Origin of the sequence: Vibrio sp. 10N, assembly GCF_036245475.1 — a bacterium.
Lineage (GTDB): Bacteria > Pseudomonadota > Gammaproteobacteria > Enterobacterales > Vibrionaceae > Vibrio.
Genome location: NZ_BTPM01000002.1, coordinates 1,539,394 through 1,565,000 on the forward strand (window position 1 = coordinate 1,539,394; position 25,607 = coordinate 1,565,000).

Annotated in this window: 21 protein-coding genes; 10 read left to right on the plus strand and 11 right to left on the minus strand. The window is 45.8% G+C overall.

Annotated features, from left to right (window positions below):
- Positions 1-220: 220 nt before the first annotated feature.
- Entirely contained in the window at positions 221-1,657 is a 1,437-nt protein-coding gene (locus AAA946_RS22965; RefSeq protein WP_338163447.1) for an IS1182 family transposase, read from the minus strand.
- A gap of 140 nt (positions 1,658-1,797) precedes the next feature.
- Positions 1,798-3,207 (minus strand): dihydrolipoyl dehydrogenase, encoded by a 1,410-nt coding sequence (gene lpdA, locus AAA946_RS22970; RefSeq protein WP_338167059.1) that lies wholly within the window; start codon positions 3,205-3,207, stop codon positions 1,798-1,800.
- Positions 3,208-3,473: 266 nt separating this feature from the next.
- Here lpdA and AAA946_RS22975 point away from each other — a divergent pair, with 266 nt between their 5' ends.
- Entirely contained in the window at positions 3,474-3,764 is a 291-nt protein-coding gene (locus AAA946_RS22975; protein ID WP_338167060.1) for a hypothetical protein, read from the plus strand.
- Here the strand turns inward: AAA946_RS22975 and AAA946_RS22980 are convergent.
- Together AAA946_RS22980 and AAA946_RS22985 are read right to left on the minus strand one after the other, a co-directional pair.
- On the minus strand, positions 3,751-4,605 hold the full coding sequence (locus tag AAA946_RS22980; protein WP_338167061.1) for an MFS transporter: 855 nt from the start codon (positions 4,603-4,605) through the stop codon (positions 3,751-3,753). The two genes, AAA946_RS22975 and AAA946_RS22980, sit on opposite strands and share 14 nt — an antisense overlap.
- 21 nt (positions 4,606-4,626) lie before the next feature.
- Positions 4,627-4,944, minus strand: a complete 318-nt coding sequence (locus AAA946_RS22985; protein WP_338167062.1) for a hypothetical protein — start codon at positions 4,942-4,944, stop codon at positions 4,627-4,629.
- A gap of 94 nt (positions 4,945-5,038) precedes the next feature.
- On the opposite strand from AAA946_RS22985, the gene soxR reads away from it, so the two are divergent.
- Entirely contained in the window at positions 5,039-5,479 is a 441-nt protein-coding gene (gene soxR / locus AAA946_RS22990; protein WP_338167063.1) for a redox-sensitive transcriptional activator SoxR, read from the plus strand.
- A 46-nt stretch (positions 5,480-5,525) separates the two neighbouring features.
- On the opposite strand, the gene AAA946_RS22995 is transcribed toward soxR, so the two are convergent.
- The 4 genes from AAA946_RS22995 to AAA946_RS23010 form a co-directional block, all read right to left on the minus strand.
- Positions 5,526-7,199, minus strand: a complete 1,674-nt coding sequence (locus AAA946_RS22995; protein ID WP_338167064.1) for a DUF342 domain-containing protein — start codon at positions 7,197-7,199, stop codon at positions 5,526-5,528.
- A 298-nt stretch (positions 7,200-7,497) separates the two neighbouring features.
- Complete coding sequence (locus AAA946_RS23000; RefSeq protein ID WP_338167065.1) at positions 7,498-9,597, minus strand: GNAT family N-acetyltransferase; 2,100 nt, start codon at positions 9,595-9,597, stop codon at positions 7,498-7,500.
- A 78-nt stretch (positions 9,598-9,675) separates the two neighbouring features.
- Positions 9,676-10,647: a ParB/RepB/Spo0J family partition protein gene (locus tag AAA946_RS23005; protein ID WP_338167066.1), complete on the minus strand. Its 972-nt coding sequence runs from the start codon at positions 10,645-10,647 to the stop codon at positions 9,676-9,678.
- An 8-nt stretch (positions 10,648-10,655) separates the two neighbouring features.
- The gene (locus AAA946_RS23010) at positions 10,656-11,873 is read right to left on the minus strand and encodes a ParA family protein (protein ID WP_338167067.1); all 1,218 of its coding nucleotides are present in this window, start codon (positions 11,871-11,873) and stop codon (positions 10,656-10,658) included.
- Positions 11,874-13,108: 1,235 nt separating this feature from the next.
- Here AAA946_RS23010 and AAA946_RS23015 point away from each other — a divergent pair.
- The 5 genes from AAA946_RS23015 to AAA946_RS23035 all read left to right on the plus strand — a co-directional run bounded on the left by AAA946_RS23015 (position 13,109) and on the right by AAA946_RS23035 (position 20,236).
- On the plus strand, positions 13,109-15,079 hold the full coding sequence (locus AAA946_RS23015) for a replication initiator protein RctB domain-containing protein (protein WP_338167068.1): 1,971 nt from the start codon (positions 13,109-13,111) through the stop codon (positions 15,077-15,079).
- Positions 15,080-15,581: 502 nt separating this feature from the next.
- On the plus strand, positions 15,582-15,782 hold the full coding sequence (locus AAA946_RS23020) for a PA3496 family putative envelope integrity protein (RefSeq protein WP_338167069.1): 201 nt from the start codon (positions 15,582-15,584) through the stop codon (positions 15,780-15,782).
- Between the two features lie 187 nt (positions 15,783-15,969).
- The gene (locus tag AAA946_RS23025; RefSeq protein WP_338167070.1) at positions 15,970-16,179 is read left to right on the plus strand and encodes a DUF3283 family protein; all 210 of its coding nucleotides are present in this window, start codon (positions 15,970-15,972) and stop codon (positions 16,177-16,179) included.
- Between the two features lie 85 nt (positions 16,180-16,264).
- On the plus strand, positions 16,265-16,981 hold the full coding sequence (locus AAA946_RS23030; protein WP_338167071.1) for a YebC/PmpR family DNA-binding transcriptional regulator: 717 nt from the start codon (positions 16,265-16,267) through the stop codon (positions 16,979-16,981).
- A gap of 231 nt (positions 16,982-17,212) precedes the next feature.
- A complete protein-coding gene (locus AAA946_RS23035) occupies positions 17,213-20,236 on the plus strand; it encodes an EAL domain-containing protein (protein WP_338167072.1) in 3,024 nt (1,007 codons plus the stop codon).
- Positions 20,237-20,292: 56 nt separating this feature from the next.
- Here AAA946_RS23035 and AAA946_RS23040 read toward each other — a convergent pair whose 3' ends face one another.
- A complete protein-coding gene (locus AAA946_RS23040; protein WP_338167073.1) occupies positions 20,293-20,523 on the minus strand; it encodes a DUF2798 domain-containing protein in 231 nt (76 codons plus the stop codon).
- An 88-nt stretch (positions 20,524-20,611) separates the two neighbouring features.
- On the opposite strand from AAA946_RS23040, the gene AAA946_RS23045 reads away from it, so the two are divergent.
- Both AAA946_RS23045 and AAA946_RS23050 read left to right on the plus strand, forming a co-directional pair.
- Positions 20,612-21,535, plus strand: a complete 924-nt coding sequence (locus tag AAA946_RS23045; protein ID WP_338167074.1) for a LysR family transcriptional regulator — start codon at positions 20,612-20,614, stop codon at positions 21,533-21,535.
- Positions 21,532-22,407 carry an NAD(P)-dependent oxidoreductase gene (locus tag AAA946_RS23050; protein WP_338167075.1) on the plus strand — a complete coding sequence of 292 codons (876 nt, stop codon included), beginning with the start codon at positions 21,532-21,534 and terminating at the stop codon, positions 22,405-22,407. The genes AAA946_RS23045 and AAA946_RS23050 overlap by 4 nt, the downstream gene beginning before the upstream one ends.
- A gap of 55 nt (positions 22,408-22,462) precedes the next feature.
- On the opposite strand, the gene AAA946_RS23055 is transcribed toward AAA946_RS23050, so the two are convergent.
- Together AAA946_RS23055 and AAA946_RS23060 are read right to left on the minus strand one after the other, a co-directional pair.
- The gene (locus AAA946_RS23055; protein ID WP_338167076.1) at positions 22,463-22,849 is read right to left on the minus strand and encodes a thiol-disulfide oxidoreductase DCC family protein; all 387 of its coding nucleotides are present in this window, start codon (positions 22,847-22,849) and stop codon (positions 22,463-22,465) included.
- Positions 22,850-22,862: 13 nt separating this feature from the next.
- Entirely contained in the window at positions 22,863-23,636 is a 774-nt protein-coding gene (locus AAA946_RS23060; RefSeq protein ID WP_445206120.1) for a DUF4344 domain-containing metallopeptidase, read from the minus strand.
- Positions 23,637-23,958: 322 nt separating this feature from the next.
- On the opposite strand from AAA946_RS23060, the gene gltS reads away from it, so the two are divergent.
- Positions 23,959-25,185, plus strand: coding sequence for a sodium/glutamate symporter (gltS, locus tag AAA946_RS23065; protein ID WP_338167077.1), 1,227 nt, complete (start codon positions 23,959-23,961; stop codon positions 25,183-25,185).
- Positions 25,186-25,607: the final 422 nt, after the last annotated feature.

Below are 25,607 nucleotides of genomic sequence, written 5' to 3' on the forward strand. Positions count from 1 at the left end.
CGTGACCGGCTTACAGTGTAAATTCCCCCAATGCCAACCTATTGGTGTTGTTTTGCTTGTCTGCTGAACGGTAAGAAAAAGTTATCGAACTTCAGAATTCACTTTAAAAAACAACAAAAAAGGGCGCTCCAGCGCCCTCTCAGATTGCTGACGAACCCCGCTTTTTCAAGCGGGGTTCTTTTTTCGGAGCGGCCGTAGGCCGCGATCGCGATATTTTTTGTTAGATAGCGTTCTGAAGTGAGTAAGGCTTAAATCGGCATACAGAGGCTAGTATTTGACTTATTTCTGCCTTATTTAGGCCCATTTTTCGCAGATAGCTCACCACCAACGCTATCTTCTTGATGTTTTGAGCGGCAGCGGCTAACCAACATTGCATTTGCACTTTTGCGAGACCGCGGTAGCGCGCGTAACGGTGGCCATGGTGTTGTTTTGCATCGGCGAAGCTTCGTTCTACTGTTTCACTTCGCCTCCGATACGTCTTCTTTCCGTAGCTAGAGAGTCGCATTTGATTGGCTCGCTCCACCGTCTCACTATAAAGGTGACGCGTTATGACCTTCTGCATATTTTCACTCTTAGTACAGTCGTCCCGAACGGGGCAAAACGCACATTGTTTCGGGTCTGAAGCGTATGAGCGATAGCCTGCGCGTGTTGTGGTTTTATAGATAAGTTCTTGCCCTTCTGGACAGCGATAGGTATCGGTCTCTTTTTGGTATTTGAAGTCTTTCTTCTTAAATTTGTTCTTAGTTCTTGATGGGCGGCGATACCCGAACACACCTAATATACTGCGGCGCTCGAGTGATTCAGCAACAGGCGCAGTGAAGTAACCTGCATCGATACCAACTGCGATAGGATTGAGGTTGAACTGCTCTAGTGTGTGATCGAGACGACGGATATAGGGCTGTGAGTCATTCACATTCCCCGGTGTTGCGTATGTGTCTACGATGATACCGTGCTTACCATCCACGGTTCGGTGGTCAAGATAGAAGAAGCCTTGAGGCTTATTGTCTCGTGTCATAAAGCCACTTTCAGGGTCGGTGGTGCTGACTTTAGTGTTTTTGACGTCTGTCTTTGGTGGCGTCTCTTTGAATGGATTTTTACCTTCAGATTCTCGGTCTGCAGCCACATCTTCATTCAGCATATCAAGATAAGCGCCTGCACTAACTGGACGCAGACGATTCATGTGCTTGTTCTTGTTAGCATTGGCTTTAAGGTGTGTACTGTCAGTGAAGAGCTCCTGTCCTGCGACTAAGCCTTTCTCCATCGCTTGAAGCACTATGTTGTTGAAGATGCGCTCAAAGACGTCAGTACCATTGAAGCGTCGAATTCGGTTCTGGCTTAACGTCGAAGCATGGATAACTTTTTCGGTCAGTGACATTCGTAAGAACCAACGATAAGCGACGTTCACTTCAATTTCTTTGACCAGTTGGCGCTCACTTTTGATGCCGAATAGGTAGCCAAGCAGAATGATTTTGAATAAACGCACAGGGTCTACGGGTGGGCGGCCATTATCTTTGCAGTATAGATGTGCCACTTCGTCTCTGATGAACTCGAAGTCGATGGCATTATCAATTTTACGAACGAGATGATTCTGTGGAACGAGCTGTTCCATGGTTACCATTTCGAGTTCGTATTGCTGAGGAGAAGGTTTTTGAAGCATATCGGAGTATCCATATTTCGATACTCCTATTAGATCAAAGGTCTAGCTTGAAAGCTAGACCTTTGTCAGCAGTCTGAAAGGGCGCTCCAGCGCCCTCTATAGCCAACCCAATTTGATAAATCTTTCCGGTGGATTGGGGGTTACTTACGTCTTGCCGGCAGCATATCCGTCATTGAGCCCTCAACCACTTCAGCAGCAAACGCGAACGTCTCAGCGAGCGTCGGGTGAGCATGTACTGTATGTGCAATATCTTTGGCTCTTCCGCCTAATTCAAGCACTGCGGCCGCTTCGTGTATTAACTCACCTGCATTTTCGCCACAGATACCGGCACCGACAAGAGCACCGGAGTGTTTGTCGAATAGAGCTTTGGTTACACCGTTTGTCGCATTAACACTTTGAGCACGTCCACTCACTAACCACGGCACCTTACCAACACTGTATTCAATGCCTTGAGCTTTGGCTTGCTTCTCTGTTAACCCAACCCAAGCCATTTCAGGATGCGTATAGGCGACGGAAGGAATAGCGACTGGGGCAAACGTCGAATCCAGGCCGGCGATCACCTCTGCGGCAACTTTGCCTTCGTGTGTGGCTTTGTGAGCAAGCATAGGACCATCGACGATATCGCCAATTGCGTAGATATGGGCGATGTTGGTTTGCATTCGATCGTTGACCGTTATTAGCCCTTTGTTGTTTTTGTCGATGCCCAGACGTTCCAATCCGAGGTTCTGCGTATTCGGCGTTCGGCCAACGGCGACGAGCACCGCATCAAACAAACTTGGCTCGGGCGCTATTTTCCCCTCGAACGACACTAAAATCCCGTCCGGTTGTGCTTGCATCTCAGTGACCAAAGTCTTGGTCAAAGTGTTGTAGATTTTTTTTGTCGCACGTTGTAATGGCTGGACGATGTCTTTATCTGCACTCGGAATGATATGATCTTGAGCTTCGACGATGGTGATTTTCGATCCAAGTGCCGCGTAGACCTGTGCCATCTCCAATCCTATGATCCCGCCACCGACGATCAGTAGCCGCTCTGGGATCGAGTTGATTGCTAATGCGTCCGTTGAATCCCAAATGCGCGGATCGTTTGGCGCAATTGAAAGTGGGATCGACTGAGAGCCTGTGGCAACAATGGCATGCTTAAACTCAATGGTTTGATCATTCTCACCGCTTACTGTCAGCGTAGTTGATGAACTAAACTGCCCCATCCCTTGAATACGAGTGACTTTCCGCGCCTTAGCCAAACCAGCAATACCCTTGGTCAACTCGGCAATTTTTGATTGCTTATGGTCACGTAACGCATCTAGATCGATACTTGGCTCACCAAAAGCGATACCCATCGAGCGTCCCTCTCTGGCTTGCTCTATAAGTGATGTGGCATGTAGCAGAGCTTTAGATGGAATACAGCCTACATTAACGCACACACCGCCCAGGGTGTCTCTACTTTCAATAATACACACTGACAAGCCCAAATCGGCGGCTCGAAAAGCTGCGGTATAACCGCCGGGTCCACCACCGAGTACTGCAACATCTACGTTGATAGATTCCGTCATGCTTAATCTCCTTGTATATCTGGTTGGATTTACTGGCAATTTGCTAAGTGACCTCCAGTATAGACCGGTTAAATGTCTGAGCAGTGTTAATTTTTACTGCTAAGTGACCTAGGTTTCAAACTTCGCTTTATCTGTCACAAATAGCAGCTAGTATTAGCGTCACGACAAAAGCCAAACGATTGATTCAACTTAAGATGCGAAATAAAGCACTTCTCACTATTGCAATGCTTACCCTTTCCGGTTGCTCCTCTTATCAAATGAACCAAATGGGTTTTCGTACATCTCCCGTCAACGTCTACCCTAACTACATGGATACTATCGAGCTTTGTGAAGTAGCAAATGGCTATCGCCCAAGTAATCAGACCTTAGTGTCAGTGAGCAGTGAGCAGTCAAAACGCGGGCTAACTCATGACAGATGCGACGAACTGGTGAAAGAGCTGTATTTCAGCCGCTTTATCAAAAGCATTAAAATCACTCGTCCCGAAGCGCCGGCAGAGCCCGTACCTACGCCTCTACCAGCCAAACCGCTACCTAAACCTGTCGTTAGACCTCAATAGGTTGGTGATTCAATACATTCGCTCGATGCAGTACCCACATCACCAGTGTTGCCAGCGTCATTACAAACGCACCGATAGTAAAACCTAACTCTGTTAGCTGGTAATGAGCTAAGTAAGCGATGACAACATAACTCATGCTCTGCGCTGCGGTTGTGAATAACTTCATACCGCCATCTACGCGTCCTCTGATGGCATTGTCGACCTCGTGGTGGAGTTTATTGACTCTCGCAATACGGTTAGTGGCATTAAAGAGCCCAAGCAGCAATGCTACTAACACGATAGAGAATGCAGACAATGTCGTGGTAACGGTGAATAACAGTACACTTATTGCCGTCATACTCACTAGCATCAATGGTTGATGGGCAATCTTGTTCATTACTTTTACTATCACTAGCCCACACACCATTGCGCCGATACCATAGTTAATCTGCCACCATGCAAACCATTCGCCGGACTTTTGGTTTTCTGATAAATAGATGGGCACTAACTTCGACAGATACGTCATCATTGGATAACTAAGACACGACAGCGCAACAAATAAAAAGAACCGTGGAGACTCTTGAAATATACGCTTTGATTGCATCATTTGCTGGTGGAAAGGTACGGCTTGCTTCGAACGCTGTTCAGGGCTTTGACGGATCATGATAAAACACAGCATTGCCACAAACGTCAGTAGGCCGGTTAGTGCGGCAAAATTGTCCATCGACCACGCTTCCAACAGCCAAACGCCCATACCGCCTGCACTAAGGGTGGTGATCTGCATTGTAATTTCCTGCTGACTAGATACGCGACTATATTGGCTTGGCTTATAGAGCTCTTGAGTAAATGCGCCATTCGTCATCCAAGCCAAATCACTCGAGAGCTAGAACACAAGTTGAGCTACGGCAAGCAACCCGATATGGATACCAAAATGCCAACTGCCTATTACCACACTGATCGCCGTTAACATTTGAACACACTGAGTGACGACCAAAATGTACTTGCGTGAATATCTGTCTATCGCCGTGGCAAAAAATGGCGTGAGCGCGAACGATAGCACTGTACACGCAAGGGTAATTACCGCCAAAAATGTACCATTGCTGCCTTGTTTGAGTATCGACCAAGGTAATGCCATCAACATCATCCCTGAAGCGATACCATCAAACATCAATCCTGATAAATGTAATCGTCCATTGTTCATTGCCGTTCTCCCTAACCGTGTGACGGGTCTCAAGGTTAAAAGCTCAACATAACTTGAGGTCAAGCTATAATTGGAACAAAACTAAGGAGAAGTTATGGAGCTTTCAGTCGGTCAGGTAGCCAAACGCGCCGAAGTCGCGGTGTCCGCACTGCATTTTTACGAACAAAAGGGAATGATTACTAGCTGGCGTAATCAGGGCAATCAACGACGTTATGACAGCTCAGTGCTCAGAAGGATTGCCGTCATTAAAACAGGTCAGCAGTTAGGGCTTAGTTTGGAGGAAATAAAACAGGCACTATCAAGTCTACCTCTCAACCGAGCACCTAGCCAACAAGAGTGGCAACAAATGGGAGAAGATTGGCGAGCGATACTGGATGAAAAAATCTGGTTAATGACCAAACTCAGAGACGAGCTTGGCGATTGTATTGGCTGTGGCTGCTTGTCACTTTCCAAATGTCGTTTACGTAACCCACAAGATACCTTGGCTGATAGCTTAGGTAATGGCGCCACACTTTGGAAACGACCTTCCGATTAATGCGACTTTCAACAGCTAGAGACACAGGTTTAATGCTCAGCTAGCATTAAACCAAGATATCTTCTTCTTTCAATTTAGGAGCAAATGTGATCACCTGTTTGTTATAGCTAAAGGTCGCCGGACCATGCGTTGAACGAGTAGTTACCTTTTCATCATCAAACTGCACCGTAACACGGGTATGAGTTTGCATCATTGACTCTACGGTATTGAGTTCTAGCTTGGCATACAACTCTAACTCAAGGCGCTCTTTTTCTTCATTCAGTGCGTCCAAAGCTTCGGTATCTGCACTGTTTAACGCTGCTAGCTCAGCATTCTGCTCGTCACTGCGACTCGACTTAGGGATCTTTTTAAGCTCGATTTCACGCCTAATGGCGATCATTTTTCGCTCTTGTAATTCAGTATATCGTTCTTGCAAGCGTTCCATTTTATCAGAGTAGTGTTGATAGTTAGCAAAGGCTTGGATGAACGTCGCCGTGTCGCCTTCTACCCCAAGATGATGACATTGAACTTTGCCCCCTACCGTTGCCTCGCCGCCACTTAAAGTGCCCTGCTTCTTATTGCTACCTATAACGAGCAAATCACCAGAGCATCGTATGGTGTTATTTAGGCTGTGGACGGTAAAGTGGATATCGCCTTTGGCTTTAATATCAGCAAACTGAGCGTAGTTAGCCACGACATCGCCACCCGACTCTAACTTACAAGACTTTTGTTCACCATCATCGACATTGTGGCCAATGATGCCTTTCGCCACTGTGATATCGCCCTTCGATTTTAAAAATGCCGATTCAACAAAACCACCCACGGTTATCGTACCGGTTGCTGTCACTTCCATATTAGGTTCAACGTTGCCCGAAATAACAACGCTACCTTTAAATTTAATGTGACCCGTGGAGATATCAACATTGCTTAGGCAGAGTGCTTCGTCAATCTCGACACCAGATGCTTTAATGATTGGCATCCCGGACATAGTGGACAACAAAGTATTGGGATTGTCCGGTGAGAAACGTGTGCCAGCGCCTGGTTTAAGCGGCAGATCTTTTACCGGTCTTGGTGGAATAATCGCACCCGTAACCGTGTATCCATTCTCGCCAGAAAGAGCTGGAATACGTCGCATCACTTGTTCGTTCTCACCGACAGTCACCACAGCGCCTAAGTCTCGCATGTCGACTTTACCGTTAGGTCCTGCTTGTTGAGGTCTAAGAACGCGCTGCTTGGGGTCGGCGACCAGAGGGATAAACTGCGCGTCTTTCCCTTCTTTAGGACGCTTGCCGATCGCGACAGGTTGAGTATAGGTTTCGCCTTTCTTAAGTTGCTGGCTTAAAAGCAGTACTTTTTTAAGCGCTTTCTTATTAAGGCCTTTGACCACTTTAGCCGCCGCTAACGCTGAAAGAATGTCATTAGGGACGAGAGGCTCTCCGGCATAGGCGCCAGTCACTTTAATGCTGGCTAACATATCTTGCTCCGCTAAGATAACCTCCGCTGTGGCGTTTCTTATCTCAGCTAAGGTTAAACCCGAAAAAGCTTCCCCTTTGGCTCCCTGAGCGGCCTTAATGAATTGATTCACGGCATTGTCATTCACGCAATAGTCTTGCGCGTTGAGCTCGTGCAATGCATTTCCGAGCAAAGTGAGCTCCAATGCTAACCCTTGCTCGTATTCCTTTGGCAATCGAGCGAGCACTTGTTTCTTATCTGAAGAGAGAGATAGAACACTTTTCCACATGACTGACGACCACTTCCTTATGCGAGCTCACGCTCGCTGAAATAGTGGCGAGTGTGATCATGCTTCAATAACTAGTGTTTATTTTAGTCAAGTCTCACTACTGAGACTACTGCTGGGGACTAAAACTACGGTGGCGCTCACGGTAATTTACTTCAAACTTTGATCGTGATTCTAGAATCCGTATTGGTATCCAAATAGTGGAAATTGAGGGAGGCGTCGATTTACAGTGTAAAAAATCAAAACTATGAATTTACACTGTAAACACGGGAGAACTTTTACAGTGTAAATTTCGACGTGGCTATTTACACTGTAAAAAGTCTACGAGCAGACCCAGCTCAGAACGAAATGTTTGCTCTGCTTGTTTCTTACCGGTGAGCCCGAAATGTTCAGCCACTTTTGACCAACTCCACTCCTGTGCAATCACCGCAACCACTAATAAACTCACATTGTTGTTATCCATCGCCATTGCAGAGAATAGTAACGACAGTAAGAAAGGACGAACGCTATTAAAGCTGTTACCACCTTTCACGTAGTTAATCACTAAAGGATGGAGAGGCACCGAAGACGATGATGAAAAGTACGGCGAAGACTGGACACTCGATAACAAAGCAAGGGCGAGTTTAGGCTCAACGTCCTGAGCACTGGAACGAAGCGTAAAACTCAGCGACTGACCAAACAGATTCTGAGCCTGCGTCTGCCACTTGTCAGCTAGAGAAGACAACGAACGCACAAAAGTGCCACTGTATGTACCACTGCTTTTATCTTTAGCACTACCAATCCGCGTGGCTACAAATTCATTTTCTCGCCAGAAGTGGACAAGCTCTGGAGTGGTACCGAAATTTGTCGCGAGATAATCCACGTCCCCAGCTGCAGATTGCGATAATTGCGTCAGCATTTCGCTGCCTAATCCTCTACTTTGTAATAGAGGGTGCACCGCGATACGCATCACGCGAAGGCAAGACTGCTCGGCAGGTGAAGACAAACCTAAGTGATTACATAACTCAATTGGTACTAAATGACCTGCAGGTCGAGCGACACCCAGCTGAACACGTTCAATCAAATCATCAGCGAGCTCCCCTTCCCTATTTACGAGTAAGCTGCCAACGACATGATTGTGATAATTCAAAATATACAGCTTCATGTTCTTACTCGTTAACAACAACATGAGGTCGTTCGGAGACGTTTGATAATGTGCATTAACCAATAGTGCAAACGCCGCATCCAACAGCTGACGTTGAGAAAGCGCACTCTCAGAATTAAACTCATACCAAGTTAATGCGTCATGGCGAATGGGCTCAACGATCAGACTCTCAGGAAGTGAACTCAGCTCAGCATTTAACAAAAACGTCTTCGCAGCCCAAGGTTCCAGTAAGTCATGCTGACTCCAACGAATGGGCTGTTCAAGATGAAAACTCCTACATCCTTTTCTGTTCTCTTGCAGCCAGGGTAAAAACTTAACGCTAAAACCGCGGCCACATCCTTCGTACCCATGCACCGTTGTGCTGATAACCATTCGATGATACGACTCTACCATTTTCTTCAGCATTGAGATTGGCAGCGCCGCTGCCTCATCAACCAACAACAAATCACAATCGGGTTTAGTCTGAAGAAGCTCATCGGGCGCGATGAAGTCGAGTGACACCGTATCTTGTTCAACGGCTTGTGCCGCCATTTCACTTTTATAATGCTTTAAGGCGGATGTCACAGCCGCCCTACTCGGTGCAGTGATGAGTACGCGAAGTTTACGCTGGCCGTTAAATCTTGCCACAGCAATACCAAGAGCACTGCTTTTTCCCCTGCCGCGATCGGCTGTCAGAACCAGTGGACGTTTTCGGTGACCTGATACTACGTGCTCAATATGCGCGATAGCTTGTGCCTGCTGTACAAAGACATCTTGTTTAGAAATGAAATCAGCGGGCGTTGAACGCGAAGTCCAATCCAGAGAAACCCTGCCATCGAAACAAATGTGTTCTTGGTGCTGCTCTAACTTAGGTAGCTGTTGCAACGCCTCTTCTAGCCATGGATGTAGCGCTGTATCACCATCATTACGTATGACAAGCAGACCGCCCCCTATCAAGGTTCCCAGCGCGGCATTAAAGCTGTTGGCATCAAACTGACTATCGACTGTGACCACTAACAGTTGCGTGTCTTGCCCAAGAAGTCGCTTGCCTTGGTTAGCTGGAATAGAGGTCAGCGCCTCGAGCGGAGCGGAGCCTAAGTGAAAACTGGATTGCGATGGGACATGATCGAGCAAGCGAGTAACCAGAGCCTGGCTCCATAAAAAGTCACCATTTAATACGATAGCGGTACGTACAAATTGAGAATGAGCCCATTGCAGTTGATTGTCGATTGCTGCAATTTGTGAATCAATGAGGGAGGATTGAGGATGATATGCCATGGCTAAGTCATTATTAGGAACCTTTGCCAATCTTAACACAAAAAAATACCCCGCTCTTGCGGGGCATTGAAAGTAAACTTACTGCATCTTTTGCTTCAAAAACTCGAGGATTTCTTCCATTGTCTGGTCGTCGACCTTTTTGAGATTAATCGCCAAGTTTGGCCCTTTGCGAGTATAGCTTGCACGGCCTTTCACCAAATCAATTTTGCTGACCTTAGCACGCTTCGGTGGCGCAAGTTCGTGTATCCAAGTCTCTAACGTTTCAGAGACTTCCTTAGTAATACGTGCGACACCTTGTGCCTGACTGGTTTGCCATACGTAACCATCAGATTGTTGGCAACGTTCAATAAGCTTAGTTTGATTCGCTTTATCAAGCTCACTAAATTGTTTGTGCAGTCTAACAATCGTTGGGCGACCAAGGTCACTCACATTTGGATAAGCTTGTAACAGAGGAAGTGGCAGATCGGCTGCTTTAAGCGCGCCACTCACCAAAGCTTCACTGCACTGGAACATTTTTGCGAGGGCCTTTTGGTCTTCCGCTTCACCATTATCGAGCTTAGACAGCATCTCTTTGCCCTTCTCATACAGAGACAAAGGCTTATGTGCGTTTGCAACATCAGAAAGGAACTTGGCGTGTTCTGAGTTAATGTTCTCAGCAACGTAGATTAAGAACTCTTTTTCAGCCAGGATACATGACATGCGACGGCGGCTACCGTCCAATACCTCGATAGTACCGTCAGCTTGACGGCGACCAACGGCTGGATATTGTTGGCCTTTGTCACGCAGCGTTGCCAGTACATCAGACAGAGCATGCTCATTTAAGAAAGACTGCTCACGTGCGTTTTCTTGGAAAACAAACGTTTTAGCTTCTACTTCATCTGCTGGCACGCGCACCAATTCAAACGACACAAGCTCTTCACCCGCTACAGACAGTTCGATCACTTGCGCCTGTTCTTTTGCGGCAGTTTGAGCCTCTTGTGGTGTGGTGGCACGGCGTTTATTTGCTTTACCAAATAGCTTTGCGTTTAGTTCTGAAGTTTTAATTGCCATTTCTTACATTACCCTTGATTCAGTGAAGCCCAGTTGCTGTGCAATACTCTTTCTAACTCTAGTGCACTTTTTTGAACAGCGTCTTGAGCAACCGCCAACGTTTTCTTGCCACCTTCAAAATCAGACGCGGTCAAGTCGAAAACCGTACTGTAGGTGTCAGCACAAGTCTCAAATGCACGGCTTCTTGGGATGGTGGCCATCATCACTTGGTCGCCAAGTAAGTAGTTCATTTCTGTAAGAACCGACACTTGTTTCTTGTTGTCATCTTCAAACATGGTAGGCATCAAACGAACGAACTCTAGACCTTTCCAGTCTTCTGGAAACATCTCATAAACCGTTGGCAAATGCTGGAAGAAGTTGACTGTAGATGCCCAGTCAAGGCGCTTAGCGGCACATGGAATAAGCAATGCGTTCGATGCGTACATCGCATTCCATACTAATGGATCCACGTGAGGGCCGGTATCTATCATGATGACATCGAAATCTTCAGCAATCTTGTCGATCAACTTCTCTTTCAGAAGTTTAACGATGTCGAGAGATTGGCTTTGCGACAGGGTTTGCCATGCTTCAGCGTTGAACATTGCATCTTCTGGAAATGCAGATACAGTCTTAAGGTTTGGATATTGCGTTGGCAGCAGTACGTTGCGACGCAGAAACTCTAAGTCAATCTTGGTTCCTTCTGGGACATTCTCCAACATAACGTCAACCGCAGAGTAAATGTTCTCATGATCAGCAACGCTGATTTGCGGGTTTAGAAACAGTCGAAGTGAACCTTGTGGATCAAGGTCAATAAGACAGATACGGTAACGCTTATCGAGGTTTAACGCCATGCATGCTGCTAGGTGAACCGCACTCATTGACTTACCCGTACCACCTTTCTGGTTCTGTACGTTAATAATCCAAGGCTTATTGTTAGCGCTATTCTTGCGTTCGTGGAACTTAGGGACACCAGCCGCATCCATCAACATATGCGCTTCTTGAAGCGATATAGAATAGTGATTGGCATTGTTTTTTGTAAACTGATGACCGCCCTGCTCCATTTTACTGATGGCATCATCTAGCTTTCTGCGAGTTAGGCCAGAGCGAGTTTCCATCATCGCTTTTGACATCGCAGGGAAGTGATCATCACTTCGTTCTTCCAATACGATTTCGATACGATCCGCTTGCACTTGCTGAGTTTGCTCTGCAAGTTGGTAGAGATTATCTATTGTTTGTTCTCTTTTCATACCTAAGTTCCAACCAAGTAACCTAATTGTTTATGTACAGCAATATCGTACATTCTCAAGAAAAAGCTGTCCACTCATCTACATAGAATATTTACATTAATTTGACCCTTATCTAGCTCTATGATGATTAATTGCGCAAAGTATCACCAAATAACGATATTTATTCACTGATAATTAACCCGTCAAACCACCAACTTTAAAAGTGTTACAGCGTCACTCATTTACAATGTAAAGCGAAGACTCCTCGGAACGATACTCTTCAGACGATAAATTACGGTCATTGTGAGATAGATCGTAAACACGAATCGACGGACTGAGATAACTTGCCTCTCAGTTCGTAAACCTACCTACAGCACATTACAACTTGTTATAAATCTGATCGGCAACACTAGAACTAGGAACAATGATCAAGGAGTTGCCTTGATCATTGTTTCGAAAGGAAGCTGAAACAAGAAAGCATGATCAAGGAATTATTAAACAATGAGCCTTCACTAGAACTGTGAGATGGATGATCATAACTAACGGAACCATGATCAAGTGAATAAGGCGTTCGGAAGCATGTAAATTCCCGAATAGATTACGGCTTAAGTCCCGCGAATCAATGGATGAACAGCAAAATGGGTCTAAGAAATACCAAAATCGAACGACGATGCAATATTATGGCTAAACTCTTGATCATCGTTCCGCGCCAAACGTCGTAAACTCAAATAATCATTTGAAATAACCACCGATGACAATAGTTGGACCATTGCGATTAATTAATCTTCTCGTTGAGTGTTTCTTCGTCAATATGGGCTGTCTTGATCATGCTTTCGAAGTACAATCCGTTTGTTAACCGATAAAATCACGATTCTACACACAGCTTTTCTACTATTTCTGTGGATAAGTTGTCATTAGTTGATGATCATTGTTCCGAACTCATTATGATCACGCTTTCAAAGCCATGGTGATCATGCATTCGATAACGGTTGATCATGCTTTCTATTATTGATGATCATGGTTTCGATAACATGTTGATCATTGTTCCATGCGTGAAAATAAAACATACTTATTTATCATTAACTTAAAAGCAAAGTCCATTACAGATCATTAGATCACTTAATCAATTAAGATCAGTATAATCATAAGGATCAGTCTTTTAATCAATAATCAAAATAGCGCTTTATTTATGATCTAAATTTCATTATTCTATGGAACAATATCGAATTTACGGATAATGTGATCTAGATCCAACCATGAGCAGTGAAGACAAAATCTTGATTCGATCCCCTAGGGATCACAAAGGCGGCCACCTTTTCGAAGTCACGGAAACAGCCGTTGATTGGATCGAACAGTATCAACACTTCAAAGGTGTGACCAAAAGCATCCTTGAGTTATTGAATTTAATTTCTCTACGTGGATTCAGTTCTAAAGATGGCTTTGTCTCAACAACCGAGCTCATTGATGCCACTGACGGTAAATTGACTCGTGCTGCAATACAGCAACGCCTTCGAGCTGCCGTAAACATAGGTTTATTTAGCCAACATGGTGTTAGATTCGAAGAAGGATTGGCAGGTAAAACGATGTTGCATCGTTTTATCAATCCAAACCAATTAGTCTCTGTACTCGGCGCAACCAGCCTTGTCACTGAGTCAGTGAAACAATCAGAAAAGCAAAAAAAATCGAAAGCGCTAGCACAGACACAAGTCAACAAACGACTTCTCAACGAGCATGGTCTCTACACGCCACCAGCAATGCGTGATGAAGCCGATCAATTTGTGGTTTCGCCGACGAACTGGGCTGGGATCATTGATCAAGCTCTCGCGCCACCGCGCACTCGCAAAAGCTATCAAAAATCCATGGTATCGATCTCTGGCACTAAAGCAGTGATCGAAACTCGTTCTTCAAAGAACATCATGACGGTCGATGATCTTATGACGTTATTTGCCCTGTTTACCCTTACGGTTCAATATCATGATCATCATCATGAAGAATACCATTTGGATGCGAAACAGGTGCCAAACAAGACGCCTCTCTACATCACAGATATCTTGTCATTACGTGGTAAAAAAGACAGTGGCCCAGCTCGTGATTCTATTCGTGATAGCATCGATAGAATTGAATTTACTGACTTTCAGCTGCATGAACTGACAGGACGCTGGCTAAGTGAAAATATGCCAGAAGGCTTTAAGAGTGATCGTTTTCGATTCTTAGCAAGAACCATTACGGCATCCGAAGAGGCGCCTCGAGAAGGCGCGGATGGCGAGATCAAGATCAAGCCCAATTTATATATCTTGGTGTGGGAGCCATCGTTCTACGAAGAGTTGCTCACCCGTGATTATTTTTTCTTGTTTCCGCCTGAGATCTTGAAGCAACATACGTTGGTATTTCAGTTGTACTCGTACTTCCGTAGCCGTATGGCACGTCGCCACACTGATTCGCTGATGCTGTCGGACTTGAATCAAAAATTGGCTCGCAATATTGAATGGCGTCGCTTTTCTATGGATCTCCTGCGTGAACTTCGCAACCTTGCAGAGCATGTTGATTCACCAAACAAGTTCGATGTGAATTTATGGGGTTACCACTTAACGCTGACGTGTCATGAGCCCGATGCAAAATTGCCTGATTATCAAGTGGATATTCGATGCGACGTAGAGGAAGTGCTGCGCTACTCCCGTGCTCGCACTACCAATGCTGGCAAACGCAATATGGCACCAACGCTACCAAACCCGTTGCGAAACGAATTGGTGACACGCAAACAACTTGATGAACTGTCGACCATCATTGATGGCGAATTTGAACCTATTCAGCGTAAGGCACCTTCACCGAGAGGTAATTTGGGCCGTCGAGTGAAACAGCGCAAACACTTAGTGGAGATCAATGCTGATGAGATCACCATCATCCTATCGAAATACACCTCACCAGAGGCTCTAGAACGCAGCGTATCGGCTTTATCGGCGATGACAGGGCACTCGATTGTTTCAATCAAACAAGAGTGCTCAGAGCTTATGGAGAAGCTTGATTGGTTGCGGGTTGATGGTGATGTGATTACTTACGAAGTGCTAAGTCGCGTTGTGGAGCTTTACAACTCACGACAGGAAAACAAACACCTCTCTATCGAGCGCTTGATTTCCGCGCTAGCGGTACGCAAAAAAGTATGCAAGCAAGTCTACGATGGGCATATTGATGAATCGGTGTTTAGGGTATTAGATGAGGTCTCTGTGTAACTGTTTGTCATGGCTGACAAACCTTGTTACATAGGTTTCTCAAATTGTTGGTATTTGCACACAACGCTGACAGTGTGCTGACATTATGGGCAAGGGCACTGGCTATTATTTATCCCGAATAGACAACCTTTTGTCCTTTCTAATGAAATAAGTAGATTGGCTCATATTGTTACATTCATTCTGATATATTTTTGGCGAGTTCGTTTGGACTCGCTTTTTTTTTATCAAAATTCATCAATTTGCTTCGGGATGTACCTAGCCGTAGGCCAATAGCACCAATGGAAAGCGGCGAAAAAAGTAGATCTGGATCAAGTCACTTTTTCGAAGTGGAATCTGCTAAATGTACTGCCCTCTTATGCGGATTTCAAAGTTTATAAACTCCTTTCCCATACTTCTGATGAGAATTTCCGAGCCAATCACATTCTGACTCAGTTTTTCTTAACAACAATTTTGTCGTTTGCTACAGATTAGGTGTCCAGACATGGTTCATCAGGAGGTAACAATGTCCATCAATTCAATCGACCATGACCAAATGGCATCCATCACTAACAAGTGGGATCAATCTGAGGACTTTCAAGAGGAATCTCGTCCTGCAAAACAAGCGAAATCCGCCGATGCACGACGCCGCATTGAAGCATTAAGAGAAATCAGAGAGAGCGGTCTAACGCTAGAAGAAGCGAAAGAACTAGGGCTCATCCATTAAGTTAGTATCACATTAGCTGCTACCGAGCGGTGATGGAGCAAAAGAGTAGGGTGGCCATGGCCACCCTTAGTTTTTTCCGTCACCAGTGACTGCCAGTCGCCAACCCCTTCACAAGCCTTTCATTTGAGTTTGCTATGTCAACGGTGCTATATTCTCTGCCTTGCCCACACTAACTGAATTGAGAGCCATGTCGTATAACCTTTCTTTGCTTCCCCCTGCGGAAAAAAACAAAGTGGAACTGGATAAACAAGCCTCTTATGTCGTGTGGCAAATGAAGGAAGCCAAGGCTGGACCTGAGGCGATTCGCGAGCAGCTTGAGCGAATCCAAGATGACGCTGAAAAGGCATGGTTTGAAGCGTGTGTCGACAAATACAAAAAGATGATGGGAGTGATGTAACACTCTTCGTTGCCGCATAGAATTGAATTGTGACGACGATTTGCTAAAATCCTCCGCGTTAAATTGAATTAGAGAGAACATCCCAATGGGAAGAAGTTTTGAAGTGCGCAAAGCCTCTATGGCGAAGACACAAGGCGCAAAAATTAAAGTTTATTCCAAGTACGGTAAAGAGATTTACGTTGCTGCTAAAAACGGTGGTGCCGATCCTGAAATGAACCTGTCGCTTAAGCACCTGATTGCTAAAGCAAAGAAAGATCAAGTTCCAGCGCACGTTATCGACAAAGCGCTAGACAAGGCCAGCGGTGGTGGCGGTGAAGATTACCAGCCAGCGCGTTATGAAGGTTTTGGCCCTGGCGGCGTGAGCGTGATCGTTGACTGTCTGACAGATAACGGCAACCGTACTTTCCAGGATGTTCGTCAATGCTTCGTTAAAACGGGCGCTAAGATTGGTAGCCCAGGCACCGTAGCGCACATGTTTGACCACCAAGCAGTTATCCAGTTTAAAGGCGACGATGAAGAGTCGGTACTGGAAGCACTAATGATGGCTGACGTTGATGTGACAGATATCGAGCTTGAAGACGGCGTTATCACGGTATTTGCCCCTCACACTGAATTCTTCAAAGCGAAAACAGCATTGGGCGCTGAGTACCCAGAGCTGACGCTAGACGTAGAAGAGATCACGTTCGTGCCACAAACGCACACTGCAATCGCGGGCGAGGATGCTGAGAAGTTCCAGAAGTTCCTTGATATGCTTGACGATTGTGATGATGTTCAGCAGGTATACCATAACGCTGAGCAATAATTAGGGCACTTTTCCCCTAAGTTGAGATCAAAAAGGAGTCGACGAACGTTGGCTCCTTTTTTGGATCTTAGGGAACGCTACTTTGGTCAAATTTCCCAATACCTCCCCACTACCGAGTGTGCGTCTGTTAACATTTTTATCAACTCGCGGTGCTCGATAGGCATGAATTTTCTTACTGTATGAATGGTCAGATACCTGACTAATCGTGCGGACAGCAAAACAATTACGAACATGGACAGCATAAACACTAGGATAAACGATGGCCGTGACGTGCTATTTCGTCACCATCGTAAGCCGACAATAGGTGTCATTTTGCCAATGTTAAGTGGTTTTTACATGGGCGAAATCACCAGTACACTCAGAGCCTATGGTGTCGAGAACGGGGTGAACCTAGTGTTTCTGCGTGTCGGCCACAATCGCGACTTTGATACTCCTTTTGCCTTTGATCACATTGATGGATTGATCGTGGTGCTACATGCCGCAGCCAGTGCCCTAGTGGAAAAGGCCGTGCAAAAGGGCATTCCGGTGGTTTCTGTCGCCGCTAGTTATGCACCGTTGGCCGTTGAGTCCTTGTCCAGTGATCAAGCAAGTGGCGTTAGCGCTCTGTATGACCATCTGGTGGCTCTTGGTCACGTAGATATAGGATTCTGTGGGGATCTCTCAGTCAACGACGTTAGAATGCGTTTTAAAGCGTTTCAGAAGCATGCCGAGTATCATGGAAATTCGATTACTCGACGGCAGATCCTTAACGTCAGTAATACCGCTTTGCAAGGTGGGCGTGAAGCCTATGAGCGCTATTGGCCGCAGGGCGCTCCGTGTAGTGCCGTCATTTGCGCGACGGATCACATTGCGGTAGGGCTGATGGAAAGCTTATCTGAAAACGGTATTCGTGTTCCGGAGGATGTGGCCATTGTTGGGATTGATAATATATTCATGGGCGAACGGACGCATCCTAGGCTAACGACCGTTGACCAACAATTGGAACGCTTAACGGTTGTCGCTGCAGATCGATTAATGGCTCGATTAGCGGGTGAATCGTACGCTAACGACCTTGGGTTGATTGAGCAATCCATGGTGGTGCGCGGCTCTTGTGGCGCAGAGAAGCCTAGCGATAATCCGCAGTTTACCATTCGAAACCAACTGCTCAGTCATACCGAGCGCTCGCCAGCGGAATTGCACGAAACCTTGTACTCTCAGGGGCAGTCAGGCTTTTCGTCAATCGTCAATGCGAGTTGTTTGTTTGATACGCCAGTCGCTTGGGCGATTAATGGGGTAAAGTCGGGCGGTGACCATTGTGTGGTTGGCTATGCGCATACCGATGGTCGCCAACTGCATAATGTTGAGCAAGGCATTCATTTTCCAACGGAAACGTTTCCTGTAAGCAGTTTGTATGCTCTCCCCGAGTCTTTTGTTATGACATTACTTTGTGTCACAGACAGACAAGAGCGCCATACGGAAGTCATGGCCATTGTGGAGCCCATCGATGGTCAACCCGATCTTGCCAAACTCTCGAGTTATCACAATTACCTCGATATGCTTGCCCTATTTTTGCAGCGTGACTTGCTGCTGCACAGTTCTCAAAGTCGAGCTCAGGTGTCGAGTGATCTCGCGAATCAATTGAAAGTGGTTAGCCATTCATCGAATGACGCGATCTGGGACTGGGATTTACAAACTGACAAGCTCGTTTGGAGTAGCCGCTGGAATGATATTCTCAAATTCGACAATGGTGAACCCAACACTCGAGTGCTGACCAGTCGCTCATTTTTCAACTTGGTACACAGTGACGATATCGACGACCTTGAACAAAAACTGCTTGCTCAAGTGGAACAGGATATCCCATTCAAAGTGCAATTTCGGCTGCGCCGAGCCGATGGAGCAGATGTTTGGGTTTCTTCCACTGGAAAGGTGATCCGCGATAAGTTCGGCCGTCCGGTACGATTTCTTGGGGCGATGACCGATATTACCGAGCAAAAGCACTCCGCAGACAGAATTCATCAGTTGGCTTATCACGATCCGCTGACTGGTCTTGCCAACCGCCGCATGATGACAGATCGTTTGAAAGCCCATATCGCAGAGAAAAAAGATCATCCAATAGCGTTAATGTTGATGGACTTAAACCGCTTCAAATTCGTCAATGATACTTATGGCCATGATGTTGGCGATGCTTTGTTACTGCACGTTTCCAAACAGCTTAAGGGCGTCGTCAGAAAAAACGACCTTATTGCTCGATTTGGAGGCGATGAATTTTTGCTAATGTGTGAGGTGGAAACATCGCCACAGGCGCTCGAGCTAGCTAGCCGTATACTCCGAGCGGTGGAAAAGCCATTTTGTGTCAATGGCAATGAATTCAGTACTCAAGGAAGCCTAGGTATCGCGTTTTACCCCCTTGATGCAGAGTGTGCGGATGAACTGATCAAAAAGGCCGATATTGCTATGTATTGTGCAAAGCGCTCGAAAAGCCGCAAGGCGGCGTTGTACGACATTAGTTTGGAGCAAGAGAGCCAGCAACAGCTCACGATAGAACAGAAGTTACGACGAGCCATTGCCGATGGTCAGCTTGAAGTGTGGTATCAGTCTATCGTTTCTGGTGATCAGCAAGATGTCATCGGCCTTGAGGCTCTCTCGCGTTGGCAGGATGACGATGGGCAGTTTATCTCGCCGCAACTGTTTGTCAGTGTTGCTGAAGAGTCGGGATTGATCGTTAAACTGAGTGAGTTCGTGTTGCTGCGTGTTTGTGATGATTTGGCGAATAAGCGTATTAGGGAAGGGATGAGCGTATCGATCAATGTCAGCTCTACGCTCTTATGTCGTCCACACTTTGCCATTGAGTTTGTTCAAACTATCTTGTCCCACGAATTGTCACCATCGCGGTTTACGGTTGAAATCACCGAGAGCGTTGCCTTAAGTGACTTTGAACAGTGTCTGCGAGCACTGAAGACTTTGAAAAGTGCTGGCGTTCGAATTTCTCTTGATGACTTTGGCACCGGATATTCTTCACTTTCGATGTTAAAACAGCTGCCATTGGACGAAGTAAAGATCGATCGTAGTTTCATTGGCGATCTTGGTAGTGACCTTGCACATAGCGCATTGGTCGAGTCTGTGATCACCATGTCTCATGCGTTTGGTTATGACATTGTGGCGGAGGGAGTGGAAACCGAAGCGCAATATTTGCGCCTTAAACAAATGAATTGTGACCTGTTTCAGGGCTACTGGTTTGCCAAGCCTCAACCAATGAGTGAAGCGCCAAAACCCTAGCAACGTCTGTATGAATGAAAGCATGATCAAGGAAAATTCCTTGATCATGCTTTCGTTTATGTGATCTTTTTAGGCTGACAGCACCACGCTGAAAAAGCTCTGATTTTTGGCAGTACAGTGAGGTTGAGAAACAGTGCACAGGGCCATGCAATAGTAAAGCTACTGACCCATGTCGCTGGCCATTCAGAGCTAAAGCCCATCTTATATCCAGAAATAATGCCTGACATCATAATAGCCATAGTCATTGACGACAGCAGAGCAGTCAACCAGAACTGAGTTTTGTTCATCGCGTATCTCCTATCTATTGTTGCTTGTGTTTTGATGGAAAAAGTATAAACCTAGTCATAATTAGAAAAAATACGGTGAATTAGGATCGTGGATTCCATATATGGATACATAGATGATGTGTACCTGTTTTGTAAGGTGGTTGAAGAGGGATCGGTGCTTGCGGCTGCCAACCGTCTTGGCCTTCCTCAATCGACGGTATCAAGGCGCATTTCGTCACTAGAAGAAAAACTGGCACTGAGGTTACTCGAGAAGAGGGGGCGGGAGCTTGCCCCTACCGATGTTGGCAAAATGGCGTTTGAACAGCTAAGCAGTGGAGTTGAGCAATTAGAAATAGGGCTCAACAACGTGATAGAGCAAACCGACTTAGTCGCGGGGCGCGTCCGATTGGCGGTACCACACAGTTTCTATCATGCGTTTATCGCCCCTGTCGTTGAAGAGTACTTAAAAGCCTATCCCAAGGTGCATATTGATTTGGCACTGAATCATGATCAAAGCAAACCAAAAACGGATCGAGAGCTTTTGATCACATTTGACACGTCCGATATGGACGATCTTATCGCCCGTCCACTTTTTACCGCTAAGCACGGTTTCTTTGCTAGCTCCTCGTACCTAACTGATCATGGTCCAATTGAAACATTGGAACAGCTTAAACAAGCGGATTGGTTAGCGATCGATGATGCCCAGCATATCCATATTGCCAGTGAAGAGCACGCTGTGGGCGATATTCTGTTTAAACCCAGATTAATTATCAATGACATACAGGCACTGCAAGATGCTGTTGAGCGTGGCCTTGGAGTGGCATCATTGCCACTTAGGCACGTGGCGGACAACAAGAATCTTGTTCATATACTGCCTGAATATTATCGTAGTGACCGTCAGGCCTTTTTGGTGTACAAAGGCAGACAATATCAACCTAAAGCCGTAAAAGCCCTGATAGAAGCGATTCTTGCAACCGCTCGCACAATGGACACGGCCGTGAATCCGAATCAAAACAACAAGGAGCCGACATGAAAATAAGTTTTATTGGACTGGGCGTAATGGGGTACCCAATGGCAGGGCACCTAATGAAAGCCGGATTTGAAGTGAGCGTGTTTAACCGCACTACAGAAAAGGCACAGCGCTGGGCCAATGAATTCACGGGGCACTTTGCTGAGTCGGTCGTGGAATGTGTTAAAGACGCTGATGTCGTTGCTGTATGCGTTGGTAACGATGATGATGTTCGACAGATGACTACTTCAGAGCAAGGCGCTATTGCAGCAATGAAGCCAGGTGCAATTCTTGTTGACCATACCACGACTTCGGCCACCCTAGCTGAAGAGTTGGGCGCAGCATGTGGCAGTGCTGGAGTTCGTTTTATGGACGCTCCAGTCTCCGGTGGTCAAGCGGGCGCAGAAAATGGCGTGTTGACCATTATGTGTGGTGGTGACGCCCAAACCTTCGATTCCCTTCAACCTATCTTTGATGCTTATGGCAAGTCTTCGGTGTTGATGGGGGATGTTGGTCAAGGTCAGCGCGCGAAAATGGTGAATCAAGTCTGTATTGCAGGGGTGCTTACCGGGCTTTCAGAAGGCTTACTTTTGGCTCAAAAAAGTGGTTTAGACATTCCTTCTTTGGTGGATTGCTTAAAAAATGGCGCAGCCGGTTCTTGGCAGATGGAAAATCGCGCCAAAACCATGGATAAAGACCAGTATGATTTCGGCTTTGCCATCGATTGGATGATTAAGGATTTAGGTTTCTGCTTGGATGAAGCGCAAAAGCAAGGAATTGAATTGCCACTGACGCAGCAATCCATAGAACGCTATCGCAACCTATCTGCATCAGGTGAAGGGCGCTCTGATACCTCGGTATTGTTTAAAGCAGTGCGTGCAGACGCGCAGAAATAAGCTTTACAGTGTAAATAGAGAGCGATCCGCTGTGTGAATGTGTATTAGCGTTTAATCAGTCGTTACGACAGTTGTCGCAGCGTTTTTTGCCCGTTAGCCAGCCCGACACCGTGTAGCGGTGGCGGGCAAATTTCAGGTAACACCAATCGCATATTGGTTTTAACAGTGGCCAGCGCGTAAACGCGTAATAGTGCCCTCGGCCAACAAGGCGCCATGCTTGATAGGTGACGTCTAACCCTTCCCATAGTACCCCGTTTTCGTCATAGGCATGCAATCGTTCAGAAGCAGAGTTTTTATCGAGCTCTGGGTAGCGTTCAAACGCTGCAGAGAAAATATCGACCAATTGAATCACATTGTGTGTGTCATGTTTCTTCAGAGCGGTCATCTCTTTCACACAAAGTGGGCAGTGACCATCATAAAATAGGATGAGTGTTGTCGGCATGTGACCTCAGTGATTAACTACTGGTGTTAGAATCTATGTTTAGTACTTGCTTCCAGTTGTAATCGATCTCTTCAAAGGTGGCGATACACTTATCTTTTTGCTCATCAAGATACTTTTTCTCAATTTCATCCAACAAGTTTTTGTGGCTGTCGGGATCACTACCATAAACTAAGCACAGGGTACTGAAATAGCGCTGCAAGTCGAAACTATGCTCGCCAATGTATTCGTAAAAATCATAGTAGTCGGGTCTATCTTCAGACTCAAAAGCGAACATGTCTGCAGCACTGATGGTGGCATCGGCACCTTGCTCAACGTAATTTAGCATGATGACCGCAGCGAAATTATCCACGGCATCTTCTTCTTTACCCAAAATTGGAATGCCCTGATCGGCGATGTAAGCGTGTCCGGCTTCATGAAGTAGAGTGTGAAGCAGAGTGTCGACGGCACCTTGTTGAGCCGGTTTACCAAATCGATTTTGATAGTCATTTTTGGTGAAGTAGTTGAGAGAGTCGGTGTAAAACGCGTACGGCATATGCACGGTATGATTCGATGGATCGTACAGAGGACCGTCTTCTCCGCCATATTGTACCGTGAGGTCGTGATTGAATGGGAAATAGGTTTTAGACAATTCAACCAGCAGTTCGTTAGCGCCACTTTGTTGTATCGCTTCTCGCGCAGTTTGCTCCGATGCGGACTGCGGTTTTTGATAGTTGATGGTCATTTCTGCGTTTGTTGCCTGAGCAAATGACAAGCTTGTAGCAAGAAGGATAGGAGCTGTATATTTCACGATAGTTAGCCTTATTGTTTGTATTCTTTAGTTAAATTAGTCGATCTTGCGAGATTGTGTTACCATCCTGCCTTAACCAGTGTAGTTATTCTTTTGGCCTTGGACACTTCTATGTGTTTTTAGGGTTTCAATACACCCAACGCGAGTCGTTTGGGTTGTCATTATGTCGACGCTTCCTCGGCACACAAAAAGTTATGGATATAGAAACAAGGTCGTTTGGTGATTTTGCAGAGATCGCCAGCTATCCTATTTTTACTACACTAAAATATCGAATCGATACCTCATTAAGGAAGATGAGCGATACAGCAAAAAAAGAGGTCATATGAACAACACCATCTCTGTTGGCACGTTAGAATCTTTTTTGATCGCAATCAGCGTTCTTTTTCTTGGTCACCTTATCAACAGTAAACTACCTGTACTTCGTAAGTACAACATTCCAGAGCCTATTGTTGGCGGTCTTATTGTTGCGGTGATTATTACCGTTTTGCACTTTAACAACATTGATTTAGAGTTCTCTTTACCGCTACAAAAAACTTTCATGTTGATGTTTTTTAGTACCGTAGGTTTGGCAGCAAACTACACCCAGCTCGCGAAAGGTGGTGCCAAGGTCTTTGTCTTTTTGGCCATAGCGTCGGTATACATCATTATTCAAAATGGCGTCGGTGTTGGTCTTGCGACGATGCTTGGATTAGAGCCTTTAATGGGCTTGATCGCAGGCTCCATTACCCTCTCTGGTGGTCATGGTACGGGGGCGGCCTGGTCTCAGACGTTTACTGAGACTTATGGTATAGCGAATACTCTCGAAATCGCGATGGCATCAGCGACGTTCGGTCTCATTATTGGCGGTATTATTGGTAGCCCGGTAGCCCAGCGTTTGATCGATAAGAATGATTTTGAGTCTGAATATGGCCGTGGTAATGACACCCACGAGCGCTTCCCTGAGTTGGTGACCTATAACGAATACGAACGTGATCGAGTGACCGCAAAGAAAGTGATCGAAGTGTTGTTCATTTTGCTCATTTGTGTCACCGGCGCTAAGTACTTACATGCGTGGGTAAATACCTTTGAAATAAAGTGGCTAATGATTCCAGACTTCGTTTACGCGTTATTTATTGGGGTGTTCATCACTAACATTTGTGAGGTGACAAAAAGCTACAAGGTGGACGCAGAAACCGTCGATATCCTTGGTACTGTCTCGCTCTCGCTGTTCTTGGCAATGGCACTGATGAGTCTGCAATTGTGGAATATTTTCGATTTGGCGATCCCATTCTTAGTGATTCTAGGGGTGCAGTCTCTGGTTCTTGCCATTTTCGCATATTACGTGACGTTCCGCTTTATGGGACGCAACTATGATGGTGCCGTTATTGCTGGTGGTCACTGTGGTTTTGGCTTGGGTGCGACACCGACAGCGGTAATGAATATGGGCTCTATCGTCAATCGGTTCGGTCCTTCCCCGCAAGCTTTCATGGTGGTACCGATTGTTGGAGCGTTCTTTATTGATATCGTTAACCTCATCATCCTACAAGGGTTTATAACCGTCATCGGTTAGCCTCAACCAAAGTTGTATAAAGTCTCGCAATCGCGAGACTTTTTTATTTCTCTCCATCTATCTCACTCAACGAAAGCCACTTTTTAATGAGCTGGTTTTTATTGTATCCACCGCCTAATGCTTTGCCCTCAAACATTACGTCTAGTTCAATGATCAAGGTCTGAGTGGCTGCGCGAATTCTCAATCAATATGTGTGCTAGTGCACTTTTTAGGTTGGGAAATGAGTCCAACAACTAGGATCCTAACTTTTCCTTTACTTTCATTAACTAATACGAAAATAGAGGAAACCATACAAACAAAGCGAATTCTCGAATATGAGAGACGCAATTTCTTTTTTGAGACAGATGATTAATTAGCTTGCCAAAACATACTCAATATTCGAGTTGTCTGATATTACCTTTATACGATGAATAAAAATTAAG